This is a genomic window from Pseudomonas sp. K2I15, from assembly GCF_002204795.1.
Taxonomy (GTDB): Bacteria; Pseudomonadota; Gammaproteobacteria; order Pseudomonadales; family Pseudomonadaceae; genus Aquipseudomonas.
In genome coordinates, this window is the sequence record NZ_NIXO01000058.1 from 25,800 (window position 1) to 38,617 (window position 12,818).

The 12,818-nt window shown below is 61.8% G+C and carries 9 protein-coding genes; 7 read left to right on the forward strand and 2 right to left on the reverse strand.

The features are described from left to right. Positions 1-16: 16 nt before the first annotated feature. Both CEC48_RS25780 and CEC48_RS25785 read left to right on the forward strand, forming a co-directional pair. On the forward strand, positions 17-1,363 hold the full coding sequence (locus CEC48_RS25780; RefSeq protein WP_063031998.1) for an NCS2 family permease: 1,347 nt from the start codon (positions 17-19) through the stop codon (positions 1,361-1,363). Positions 1,364-1,426: 63 nt separating this feature from the next. Beyond that, on the forward strand, positions 1,427-2,053 hold the full coding sequence (locus CEC48_RS25785; RefSeq protein ID WP_088426301.1) for a LysE family translocator: 627 nt from the start codon (positions 1,427-1,429) through the stop codon (positions 2,051-2,053). Here the strand turns inward: CEC48_RS25785 and CEC48_RS25790 are convergent. Continuing rightward, the gene (locus tag CEC48_RS25790) at positions 2,050-7,236 is read right to left on the reverse strand and encodes a dermonecrotic toxin domain-containing protein (protein WP_088426302.1); all 5,187 of its coding nucleotides are present in this window, start codon (positions 7,234-7,236) and stop codon (positions 2,050-2,052) included. The genes CEC48_RS25785 and CEC48_RS25790 overlap by 4 nt on opposite strands. Positions 7,237-7,395: 159 nt before the next feature. Next, positions 7,396-7,749 (reverse strand): hydroxyisourate hydrolase, encoded by a 354-nt coding sequence (uraH, locus tag CEC48_RS25795; RefSeq protein WP_088426303.1) that lies wholly within the window; start codon positions 7,747-7,749, stop codon positions 7,396-7,398. A 460-nt stretch (positions 7,750-8,209) separates the two neighbouring features. Here uraH and puuE point away from each other — a divergent pair, with 460 nt between their 5' ends. The 5 genes from puuE (at position 8,210) to CEC48_RS25820 (ending at position 12,722) form a co-directional block, all read left to right on the forward strand. Continuing rightward, a complete protein-coding gene (puuE, locus tag CEC48_RS25800; protein ID WP_088426304.1) occupies positions 8,210-9,136 on the forward strand; it encodes an allantoinase PuuE in 927 nt (308 codons plus the stop codon). Then, the gene (uraD, locus tag CEC48_RS25805) at positions 9,133-9,648 is read left to right on the forward strand and encodes a 2-oxo-4-hydroxy-4-carboxy-5-ureidoimidazoline decarboxylase (RefSeq protein ID WP_088426305.1); all 516 of its coding nucleotides are present in this window, start codon (positions 9,133-9,135) and stop codon (positions 9,646-9,648) included. The genes puuE and uraD overlap by 4 nt, the downstream gene beginning before the upstream one ends. Before the next feature lie 80 nt (positions 9,649-9,728). Beyond that, positions 9,729-10,724: an allantoicase gene (gene alc / locus CEC48_RS25810; protein ID WP_010176096.1), complete on the forward strand. Its 996-nt coding sequence runs from the start codon at positions 9,729-9,731 to the stop codon at positions 10,722-10,724. A gap of 142 nt (positions 10,725-10,866) precedes the next feature. After that, the gene (locus CEC48_RS25815) at positions 10,867-11,370 is read left to right on the forward strand and encodes an ureidoglycolate lyase (protein ID WP_017479983.1); all 504 of its coding nucleotides are present in this window, start codon (positions 10,867-10,869) and stop codon (positions 11,368-11,370) included. Between the two features lie 50 nt (positions 11,371-11,420). Further along, entirely contained in the window at positions 11,421-12,722 is a 1,302-nt protein-coding gene (locus CEC48_RS25820) for a urate hydroxylase PuuD (RefSeq protein ID WP_088426306.1), read from the forward strand. The last annotated feature ends 96 nt before the right edge of the window (positions 12,723-12,818 follow it).

Consider the following 12,818-nt stretch of genomic DNA (forward strand, 5'->3'; position numbering starts at 1 on the left):
TTGAGGAGTACTTGCTGTGGAAAGCCGCAAATCCGAAGCCCCTACGCTCGACCTCTCGCCAACCCACAACGGTTGGCTGGAACGCCTGTTCAAACTCCGCTTGCACGGCACCACAGTGAAGACCGAGCTGATCGCCGGCCTCACCACCTTTATCACCATGGCCTACATCATCTTCGTTAACCCCAACATCATGGCCGACGCCGGGATTGACCACGGCGCGGCGTTTGTCGCCACCTGCATCGCCGCCGCGCTGGGCTGCCTGCTCATGGGCCTGTACGCGAACTGGCCGGTAGGACTGGCGCCGGGCATGGGCCTGAACGCGTTTTTTACCTACACCGTGGTCGGCACCATGGGCTACAACTGGGAGACCGCACTGGGTGCAGTGTTTATCTCCGGTGTGTTGTTCATGATCCTGACGCTCTCACGTATTCGCGAGTGGCTGCTCAACAGCATTCCAGTGAGCCTGCGCCACGCGATGGGCGCGGGTGTGGGGCTGTTTCTCGGGGTGATCGGCCTGAAAACCGCTGGCATCATCGTGCAAAGCCCGGCCACCCTGATCAAGCTCGGCTCCCTGCATGAGCCCGCCCCGTTGCTGGCGGCCATCTGCTTCCTGTTAATTGCGATCCTCAGCTACCACCGGGTATTCGGCGCGATCCTGATCAGCATCATCGCCGTGACCCTCGCCGGTTGGGGCCTGGGCCTGGTGGAGTACCACGGCATCATGGCCACCCCGCCGAGCCTGGCACCCACCTGGATGGCCATGGACGTGATGGGCGTGTTCAACGTCAGCATGATCAGCGTGGTGTTTGCCTTCCTGTTTGTGCACATGTTCGACACCGCCGGCACCTTGATGGGCGTGGCTCAGCGCGCAGGCCTGGTGAATGCCGACGGCAAGATCGAAAACCTCTCCCGCGCGCTGAAAGCCGACAGTGCTTCCAGCGTGTTCGGCGCGATGGTCGGCGTACCACCCGTCACCAGCTATGTGGAAAGCGCCGCCGGTGTCGCAGCCGGTGGCCGTACCGGGCTGACCGCCGTCACCGTGGGCGTGCTGTTTATCGCCGCGATGTTTTTTGCCCCGCTGGCTGGCATGATTCCCGCTTATGCCACCGCAGGCGCGTTGATCTATGTGGCGATGCTGATGATGAGCGGCATGGCGCATATCAACTGGGACGACGCCACCGACAGCATTCCGGCGATTGTTACGGCGATCATGATGCCCCTGACCTTCTCGGTCGCCGACGGCATCGCCCTGGGTTTTATCACCTACGTGGCGCTGAAGGCCGGCACCGGTAAACACAAGGAAATTTCCATCAGCCTGTGGGTGCTTTGCGCGATTTTCATCGCCAAGTTCGCCTTCCTGTAGGCCAACCGGCTTGACCCCGCCTCACCCCGTCGGGTGGGGCTTTTGTACGAATGGAGGAATGCAATGAGTCTGGAAACCTGGCTGTTGTTCAGCGGCGCTGCGCTGGTGGTGATCCTGATCCCCGGCCCCCTGTCCTTGCTGATGATCAGCAACAGTTTGAACTACGGTTTGCGCCGTGCGTACCCGGCATTTCTCGGTGGGGTGATTGCTTCGATCTGCCTGTTGAGCGCCTCGGCGCTAGGATTGGGTGCGTTGTTGCTGGCGTCGGAACAACTGTTCAGCGCGCTGAAGATCGTCGGTGCGATGTACCTGTTCTACCTCGCCTGGCAGAGCTGGCAGCAATCCCGACAACCGTCCCACGGCGCTGACGTACCGCAAGTAGCCGCCACCCCGCGTTTTCGCGCGCTGTTCGGCCGGGCCTTTGTGCTGGGCGCCAGCAACCCGAAAGACATCCTGTTTTTCGCCGCCTTCCTGCCGCAGTTTCTCAGCGCCCAGCAGGCCTTTTTGCCGCAGTTGCTGATCATGATCGCCACCTGGACCGTGCTCGACCTGCTGTGCAAACTGGCCTACGGCCTCGGCGCCCGCGGTGCCGCGCGCTTCCTGCGCAGCGGCAAGGGCCAGAGCTGGTTCAACCGGATCAGCGCCGGGTTGTTCTCCGGTGCAGGTGCGGCTTCGCTGTTGAGCCGCTAGACGTCCGACAGTTTTACGAAGAACACCGTGACGCGATTGGACCGCCCAACCCGCTGTATGCCCGCAATGATCCTGACCAACCGGCCCTCATCCAGCGCTTGCAGGATGGGCCGGTGCAGGGCTTTCTGGTGCCGCATCGTCGACCGGTTAGGCGCGCGGAACCAGGCGTCGGACAATTGCAACGCGCCCCCCGACCCCAACGCGATACTCGGTGACTCAGCCCAACGCGTCAGCACGTAATACAGGTTGTTCGACTTTGGATGCGTGCAGGCAAAATTGAACAGCTGGGCCGAGTTGCTTTTATAGAGTGGATCAACAGCAAACCCCTGCCCTTCGAGCACCTGCCTGACAGCGTTTTGGGCCGCCACCGGCCGCGCATGGCCGATCGCACTCTGCGTGTTATTGATGATGGACGGGGCAAGGGGCACCGGCAGCTGAAAATCCACACGCTCCAGACCTGGCACCAGCCCATCCACACCGATATTGACGCTGACCCGCCCGCCCCGTACCACCGGCCGCAGCATGCGCAATAAATCATCCGTATAGCCCGCAGCCCTGGGCACCGGCGGCAGCCAGTCGTCCAGCGTCGTGCGCACGTTGAGCATTCGACTCGCTGTCATCGACCGGCCGGAATCCGCCAACTCCACCAGACGCTCGGTCACGAAGCGGTTGCTGGCCGGCGTCAAACCGGGAAATGCATCCCTCACCGAGTCAAACAGCGGGCGGCTGAACAGCGGCTGGCGAGGCGTCCATAACTGATCGGCGCCAAACGTCGCCGGTATGGGTTGCACGCGCACATCGGACGACAGCCTGCGCAATAAATCATGGCCGGGCCTCGCGTCGGGCAACTCGGGGTTCCTGATGAAAATGATGCCCTCGGGCACATTCGAGCCGTTGGGCAGCAACTCGAAATAGTTGTCCCCCAGCCTGACAGCGTCATAGGCCTGATCGCCCTGAACCCGATACAAACGGCGTGACGCAGAAATCTCCTGTACGGGCCGGCCCACCAGACGTTGCCCCCAGGCCTGCCAATAGCCAGCAACCAGCGGCGGCTGCCGGGCCACGCGCTCGGTGTGAGAGGCCGTCGGCGCGACCCACTCCGTTCCGCCCACCGGTGTTTCCCATGGCCTGCGCACCCGGGAACTGGTCCCGGCGCGCGGCTCGGGAGCGTCGGCGCCCAATAGCCATTCACGGGGCTGCTCAATAGCCAGGAACAACTCGTCCTCGCCGCTGCCTTTCGGGTTTTTGATGCGTAACACTCGCTCGTTGCGACGACGATGGGCCGGGTAAGCGTGGCCGTCTTCAACAATAAACTGCTCGCCGGCCTTGACGCGACTGCCCTTGTTGACCGGTCCGTGCAGGGTGATGGCACCCTCTGTCGAAAGCTCCTTGCGATAGGCCTCCATGCCCTTCAGCGCCTTGCGAGCAGGCGGTAAACCGAGGGTACTGAAGGGCCGTTGCTGGCGCCGTATCTGGTTCAGCGCCGGCACCATCGACAGTGGCCTGATCGGCAGGCCTGCCCTGGGCGCCCCTTTGGTCTGTGGCATCGCCGTAAGCGCCACATCACCAATCAGGATCAGGGTGGCGAACCCCATGGCCATTCCATCCCTCGGATCACCACTGTGGTGAAACCGACGCGCCGCCAGCAGGACCTCATACAGATTGACCCCGATGCTGACCCCAGGAATGAATGACAACAACCCGCGCACCCGCGCTGCGGACTGTTCGCCCAACCGCAACTCGCGATAGCTCGCCAGCGCCCTGGCCGAGTTCGCGACGGCGCGCACCTCACGCTCAAGTCCCAGCACCTGGCCATGGGTGAGGATGCGCAGCAGGTCACAACCGGTGGTGCCGGTGATGCCCAGCCATTGCCCGGGGTCGGCCTCCAATTGCTCCCGAATCTCCTTTTCAACCTCCGACAACGCCGTAGCCGGTTGTGCGCGGCGCACCATGAACCAGCGCCTGATTCCATCCATCGCCCACCACCACGCCCTGATGGGAGAGGGAAAAAATGAATACCCACGCACAATGGACGGTACGCCTGGCTCAAGCATCGAGCCAGTGGACCGCAGCGTCGCGGGGTAACTTTCCAGGGCTTGCTGCTCCCAACCGGGCGCCATTTTTGTCGCCAGGGCCTTAAGGTTTCCAGGCGCAACTGCCACTTTCAGCAACGCCCGCCGGGCCGCCGCCACACTGCCATGCTCGGTGAGCGCCGGATAACCCTGCACACCCGGCCAGTACAGCAGGGCCTTGGCCGACCGTTGATCATGAATAATCAGCATCCCGGTGACATGGCGCGGTTGCTCCAGGGTCAGCGCCGCCAGATGGACACAGCAAAGCTGAATTTGATGGCCATTTTTTCCAAGGTCGGCAGGCGTCCTCGCCGCCAGCGCCGTGGAGAACAGGCTCAGGGCGGCTTCACTGAGACCTTGTTGCGTCGTGCTGAACTGCTCCAGCCGCGCCCGCTGAATCACCGGGCGCTCAAGCAGGGCCTGGGACAAGCCCGCTGTCACCTGCGGGGATGACGGGTAAAAAGCCTGGGCAATCAGCCGCTCATATTGCCCCGCCAAATCCAGCTCGGCGATCAGCTGGATCAACCGTCTGGCGGGTAAATGCTTCGCCCACAGCGGCTCAAGGTAGCGACTGTGCTGCAATCGCCACCGCGTCCAGGGCGCGTCCGGGTCCAGGTTATGCAGCGCCAACTGCAACAGGCTGTAGGTATGGCGTGCGCTGCTGACCACGGTCCTGATGCCGGAATCGCCCGCCGGCCGCTGGGGATGAGACTCCCAGTGCGTGCTCACATCGTCGGGCATGTCCAGGAACGGGGTGTCGATATCCAGCAGCGGGTGCAGTTCCTCCTGCATCAACTGCGCGATCAGCGTGCGCCGGGCGAAATCCTCCAGGCTCGGCAGCACCTCTGCCAATTGCTGCTCCACGACCATGGCGCTGGCAATGCAATGGGTTTGCTGGCGCTGATAACGTTTGCGCAACACCGGCGATGCACTCGCCAGCCAGGCCGGCAGCGTCTTGGCCTGGGCCACCGCCAGGCGCAGCACGCTGACGTTGGCCAGCGCCTGCGCCCGGGCAACGCTCAGGGGCAATTGCAGGGTGTCTGCCAGCTCGCGGGCCAGCAGGGTTTGCATCAGCGCAAGGTCCTTCACCTCGTTGAAGGGCCGGCCACCCTGCACCACCCAACGTTCAACCTGGGCGTATTGCCTGATCTGCTCCTTGAAGGTCTCGGACAGCAGATTGCCCTGCAGCACTTCGAAGTACACCAGCGTCGACTCCATGCCCAATGCGCCGATCACCGCGCGCGCCTCCTGGCGCTGGTCACGCCCGATGCACTGCCAGAGCATCGAACCGTCCGGGCACTTGAGGCTGAGGTCGAGGCTTTTCGACAGCTCATTCAGCGAATCAAACGCTTGCAGGCCGCCGTCCTTGCCCGGCAGGTGCAGCACCACAGGCAATCGTCGATCGGTGTGTTCCAGGGCCTCGGCGGTGGTGACCACAAACGCACCAGTCAACCGGTAGAGCGGCTGCCGGGCCCTGCCGACGGAAAGTTGCAATACACGGGTAGGACTGTTGCCACGGTCATCGGCCAGCGGTTTGTCGAGCACCTCGATCAGCAGTGCCAGGTCGGTGTCATTGATCAGCCCCAGGCCATATTGCAGTTGCGCTTCTTTTGTCAGCGCCGACCGCTGGGCATTGAGGCGTTGAGCAGCACGATGGCGGGTCGAGCCCGGGGCTTTTTCCTGCCAGAACTCGCGCAGGCCCAAGCGATGCTCCTGCCCGTCGAGCAACGCGTGCACGGCCGACACCAGGTCAAGCCATTGCGCCTGCAGGGTTTCAAGGATGTCGTAAGGGCGGGATTTTTCGCTCAAGTCAGCCTTGTTCAGCAGCGCCAGCGCGCCCTGCTCGTGACGCCGCACCAGGTCTTCGGCGGTGCGCATGGCCAGGCCAGGGCGCAATGTGGCGCAATTCACTTCCTGGCCCCGGCGCCGGCGATCCCACTCCAGCAGTTGGTCCAGCGCGGCTCTCAGCCGCTCGCTGGCGGGCGCTGGACGCCGGCCCCGCTCAACTATTTTCAGCCTTTGTGCGGCACTCAACAGGGCGCCTGCCGTGCCCTCGAACACCCGCGAGGCATGCCGCGCCAGCAGGCAGCCCCATTCGTTGTCGCGCTGGTTATTCAGTTGCGCCAGCGCGCTGTGCCGCAGGGCATCATCCGTCAGCGCCGCCGACCGGCGCACCGTGAACGCTTGCGCCAACGCCTGTCGGTGCGCCAGGGGCAGGCGCTGCCAGAGGGCTGCGCGCTCAGGGCCTTGGACCCGCGCGGGCAACGTGAGCTGCATCTGCGCAAGGCTGGCAAATTCATGAAAGACCTTGGCCGACCCTGGCAGGTAGACCACCTGGCGCTTGGTCCGCTCATCGCCCGCGCGGTAGATATGCAGTGCGCCGCTGAACGGCACCTCGCGCCCCGTGCCTGTTGGCCATACCAGCTCGCCGACCTGCAAGCGCTCCCAGGCGCCGCCCGCCTGCTCACGCGCCTGCGGGGTGGGCGCATCCAGTATCCCCAGCGCCATGGCAAAACCATGGTCCGACAAGTCGTACAGGGCATGGGCCAAAAACGCCCGCTCGGCGAAGTAGTCGTTGTGCACCTGCACCCAACGCTCCTCGCGAGACACCGCACTGCCAAACGCCAGCGCCTGCCAATAGTCGGCGATCGCCGACTTGATCCGTGCGGGAAAATCCAGGGCATTGACCTTGTGCAGCGCGTCACTGGCCGTGAAAGCCACCTTGAAACTGGCATCAGTGCTCATGCTGAGGCGGGTGTAGCGATTGATGTTGATCGGGAACGCGGGATTGTCCAGCAAGCCCAGCGCCCGATCAGTCAGGCTGTCCACCACTTGCGGCCCGCCAGGCGTCGACGGCTCGCTGAACAGCAGGGTATCGGGATCAAGGGCAAAGGCTTCGCGCAGGCCCTTGCGCACCAGGCGGTAAATGCCCGGTGCCGGTTCCAGCAGGCGGCGCAACTGTTTGATCGCATCGCGGCAACGCACTTCGGCGGCATGCAGTTCATTGATGAAGCGGCTGGGGTGGGCGCTGGCGTCGAGCCGCCGGGTCAGGCGCTGGCGAATCTGCGCTTGCTCGTTCAGGGTGTCTGAATCGTCTTGTTCGGTATTCATGTCGCCAACAGCTCTTGATGAAACACCGAGGGTAAGCAGGCGCCCGCTCCTGCGGGCTATACATAGTTACCGGGCGTTAACGTGCAGGCGAAAAAAAGCCCGCAGTGTGAGCGGGCGAAACCAACGAAGAGCTTTGGGGGTGTGAAGCGTGGTGACGACTCAGCTACCGCGATAAGTGGAGTAGCTGTAAGGCGAAATCAGCAGAGGCACGTGGTAGTGGTCCTGTTCGGCACTGATGCCGAAGCGCAGCACCACCACATCGAGAAACGCAGGTTCGGGCAATTGCACACCACGGGCGCGGTAGTAATCGCCGGCGCTGAACTGCAACTGATAGACACCGCTGCGGTAGTCATCGCCTTGCAGCAAGGGTGCGTCGCAGCGGCCGTCGCTGTTGGTCAGGGTGCTCGCTACCAGCTCGAGCTGTGTGCCTTCAACGCGGTACAACTCAACCTTGATCGCGCTGCCGGGGCAGCCGTGCGCGGCGTCCAATACGTGTGTGGTCAAACGTCCCATAGCGTCTGCGCGCCTCCCGAAGTCAGTAAAGTGAAAGACCGCACCTTTTCAGGGCACTGAAAAAGCCGGCGATGACTGATTAAGACACTTTTCAAAAAAATTGTACACAATAAATTAAACAAAACCGATTTCTGGTGTTAGCGCTGATCCTGTAGGAGCGAGCTTGCTCGCGAAGATCGTCAACGATTACGCAGCGTTTCAGAGTTGCTGCGGTGCTCTCGTGTTTTTCGCGAGCAAGCTCGCTCCTACAGTGAGGGAGTGTTATTTCAATTTAGCTGACCAGTCGGGCAGGTTTCTTGCAGGACTACTCTATGAAGACCCTGCGGAAAAAATGCAGAAATACAGGCTTACAAAGTGCGCACTAAGTTGTATACAATCAGTCATCGCTGTGACGCCACCCAGTCTTTTCACTGCCCGGCCGCCACACACACCGCTACCACGAACAAGAAGGAAGACTGCAGTGAGCGCTGACTACCCACGCGACCTGATCGGTTACGGCAGTAACCCTCCTCACCCACACTGGCCAGGCAAGGCCCGTATCGCCCTGTCGTTCGTACTCAACTACGAAGAAGGTGGCGAGCGCAACATTTTGCACGGCGACAAAGAGTCGGAAGCCTTCCTCTCCGAAATGGTCTCGGCGCAACCGCTGCAAGGCGAGCGCAACATGAGCATGGAGTCGCTGTACGAATACGGCAGCCGGGCCGGCGTGTGGCGCATCCTCAAGCTGTTCAAGGAATTCGACATTCCGCTGACCATCTTCGCCGTGGCCATGGCCGCCCAGCGCCACCCGGACGTGATCCGTGCGATGGTCGCCGCCGGCCACGAGATCTGCAGCCACGGCTACCGCTGGATCGACTACCAGTACATGGACGAGGCCCAGGAACGCGAGCACATGCTCGAAGCGATCCGCATCCTCACCGAACTCACCGGCGAGCGCCCACTGGGCTGGTACACCGGGCGCACCGGTCCCAATACCCGGCGGCTGGTGATGGAGGAAGGTGGCTTCCTCTACGACTGCGACACCTACGACGACGACCTGCCCTACTGGGAACCCAACAACCCGACCGGCAAGCCGCACCTGGTGATCCCGTACACACTGGACACCAACGACATGCGCTTCACCCAAGTACAGGGGTTCAACAAGGGCGACGACTTTTTCGAATACCTCAAAGACGCGTTCGATGTGCTGTATGCCGAAGGCAGCGACGCACCGAAAATGCTCTCGATCGGCTTGCACTGCCGCCTGATCGGCCGCCCGGCGCGCCTGGCTGCCCTCAAGCGGTTTATCGAATACGCCAAAGGCCATGACCAGGTGTGGTTCACCCGCCGCGTGGACATCGCCCGTCACTGGCATGACGTACACCCTTTCCAGGGAGCCTCCAAGTGACTGCTTTCCAGACCTTGAAACCCTCGACCCTGAGCCGCGACGAATTCGTCGCAGCCTTCGCCGACATCTACGAACATTCGCCATGGGTGGCCGAAAAGGCTTTCGACCTGGGCCAGGATGCGTCGATCGACGAGATCGAAACCCTGCACCAGCGCATGAGCGACATCCTGTTGAGCGCTGATCACGCAAGCCAACTGGCCCTGATCAACGCGCACCCGGACCTGGCGGGCAAAGCTGCCGTCCAGGGCCAGCTTACCGCAGCCAGCACTGAAGAACAGTCTGGCGCGGGTATTCACCAATGCACGGCCGAAGAGTTTTCTCGCTTCACCGAGCTGAACGATGCCTACAAGGCCACGTTCAAGTTTCCCTTCATCATGGCGGTAAAAGGCAGCAACCGGCACCAGATCCTGGCCGCGTTTGAAACGCGCATTCGCAACTCGGTGGAAGCCGAGTTCAAATGCGCGCTGGCCGAAATCAATAAAATCGCGTTGTTCCGATTACTGACCCTTTAGCAGACCTGGCCCGAGCGACTCATGAGCGCCCAGGGCCTGGCGAGCATCCCAAGCCACTTACTTTAAGGCAGACAAGAAGAATGAAAGCATACGCCGTACCTTTCGAGAAGTTCGTCAACCTGGCCGACGCCCGTCTGGGCACCAAGATTATTTCGGTGACCGATGACTGGTTCGCTGACGCCAACCGCCTGTTCCAGCCGACCCCGGCCGTGTGGAAGGAGGGCGTTTTCGATGACAACGGCAAGTGGATGGACGGCTGGGAGTCGCGCCGCAAGCGCTTCGAAGGCTACGACAGCGCGGTGATCCGCCTGGGCGTACCAGGTTCGATCAAAGGCGTGGACATCGACACTTCATTCTTCACCGGCAACTTCCCGCCATCGGCGTCCCTGGAAGCCTGCTTCCTGGCGTCCGGCGAGCCGGATGACAATACTCAGTGGGTTGAAGTGCTGTCGGCTGTGGAGCTGCAAGGTAACAGCCATCACTTCCACGAGATCAACAACGACCAGGCCTTCAGCCACCTGCGCTTCAACATCTACCCGGATGGCGGCGTGGCCCGTCTGCGTGTGTACGGCATTCCGTTCCGCGACTGGTCGGCGGTGGGCGACAACGAACAGGTCGACCTGGCCGCGGCACTGAACGGTGGCCGTGCACTGGCCTGCTCCGATGAACACTTCGGGCGCATGAGCAACATCCTCAACCCGGGCCGGGGCATCAACATGGGTGATGGCTGGGAAACCGCGCGTCGTCGTACGCCGGGCAATGACTGGGTCATCGTCGCGCTGGGCCACCCGGGCGAGATCGAGAAGATCGTGGTCGACACCCTGCACTTCAAGGGCAACTACCCGGACACCTGCTCGATCCAGGGCGCCTTCGTGAAGGGCGGCACCGACAGCCAGATCGAAACCCAATCGCTGTTCTGGCGCGAACTGCTGCCGGCGCAGAAACTGGAAATGCACGCTGAACACACGTTTGCCGAGCAGATCAAGGCACTGGGCCCGATCACCCATATTCGTCTGAATGTGTTCCCGGATGGTGGTGTGAGCCGCCTGCGGGTTCTCGGTAAGGTCGCCAAATAAGCGGTGAACCCCTGTGGCGAGGGAGCTTGCTCCCGTTGGGTCGCGAAGCGGCCCCAAGAGATGGGACTGCTGCGCAGTCCAACGGGAGCAAGCTCCCTCGCCACAAAAGCAAACAACACAGAATTTGGATAAGAAGACAGCCATGCGCACACTGATGATCGAACCCCTGACCAAAGAAGCCTTCGCCCCTTTCGGAGACGTTATCGAAACCGATGGCAGCGATCACTTCATGATCAACAACGGGTCGACCATGCGCTTTCATAAACTGGCGACGGTGCAAACCGCCACGCCAGAAGATAACGCCATCATCAGCATCTTCCGCGCCGACGCGCAGGACATGCCGCTGACCGTGTGCATGCTGGAACGACACCCGCTGGGCAGCCAGGCTTTCATCCCGCTGCTCGGCAACCCCTTTCTGATCGTGGTCGCGCCACTTGGCGATGAACCTGTATCGGGCTTGGTCCGCGCCTTCGTTACCAACGGCAGGCAGGGCATTAATTACCATCGCGGCGTCTGGCACCACCCGGTGCTGACGATCGAAAAGCGGGATGACTTCCTGGTGGTTGATCGCAGTGGCACAGGCAATAACTGCGATGAGCATTTTTTTAAAGAGGATGAGCGGTTGATCCTCGCCCCCCACCAATAAGAGAAGGTCTGATCACTCGACGACAGAGTGACAGGCGAGAGGTAAAGACTGTGGAAGCACATTTGATGGAATGGCTGAACCTTAGCGTGCGCTGGGTTCACATGATCACTGGCGTCGCCTGGATCGGCGCTTCGTTCTACTTCGTCTGGCTGGAAAACAACCTCAATCGCGTCAACCCCAAGGACGGCCTCGCCGGTGACTTGTGGGCGATCCACGGTGGCGGTATCTACCACCTGGAAAAATACAAACTGGCCCCGCCGACCATGCCGGACAACCTGCACTGGTTCAAATGGGAAGCCTATTTCACCTGGATGTCCGGCATCGCGCTGCTGTGCGTGGTGTTCTACGCCAACCCGACCTTGTACCTGTTGGCCCCGGGCAGCAGCCTCAGCGGTCCGGAAGGTGTGTTGCTGGGCCTTGGCTCACTGCTGGCCGGCTGGTTCATCTACTCCTTTCTGTGCGACTCGGCACTGGGCAAGCGCCCTGCCCTGCTCGGCTTGATCCTGTTCGTGCTGTTGATTGGCGCCGCTTACGGCTTCAGCAAGGTGTTCAGTGGCCGTGGTGCGTACCTGCATGTGGGCGCCGTGATCGGCACCATCATGGTGGGTAACGTGTTCCGCATCATCATGCCGGCGCAGCGCGCGCTGGTGGCTGCGATCGCGGAGAACCGCACCCCAGATCCGGCACTGCCGGCCAAGGGTTTGCTGCGTTCGCGTCACAACAACTACTTCACCTTGCCGGTGCTGTTCATCATGATCAGCAACCACTTCCCGAGCACCTATGGCAGCCAATACAACTGGCTGATCCTGGCCGGTATCGCGGTGGCGGCGGTGTTGGTACGTCACTACTTCAACACCCGTCATAACAGCCAGAAATATGCCTGGACCTTACCGGTCGGCGCGCTGGCGATGATTTGCCTGGCGTACGTGACCGGCCCAAAACCAGTGGCGACTGCACCGGATGTGGCCAAGGCTCCGGCTGCCATCGAGTACCAACCACTGCCGGAAACGGCGCTGGGTGGCGGGCTTAAACCGGCTGCGCCAGCCGCACCTGCACCGGCACCTGTCGAAGCAGCACCGGCCCAGGCGTCGATTGATTTTGACAAGGTTCACGGGGTGATTCAGGAGCGCTGTGCGGTGTGCCATTCGGCCAAGCCCACCAGCCCGCTGTTCAGCACCGCACCGGCCGGTGTGATGTTTGACACGCCGCAGCAGATCCAGCAAATGGCCCCGCGCATTCAGGCGCAGGCCGTGGCAAGCCAGATCATGCCGCTGGGCAATATCACCCAGATGACTCAGCAGGAACGGGACTTGATTGGCACCTGGATCAATCAGGGGGCGCGTACCAACTAACAGCCTGATGCAGATCCAAATGTGGGAGCGGGCTTGCTCGCGAAGGCGGTGGTTCAGTCACCTGAAGTGTTGAATGACACACCGCCTTCGCGAGCA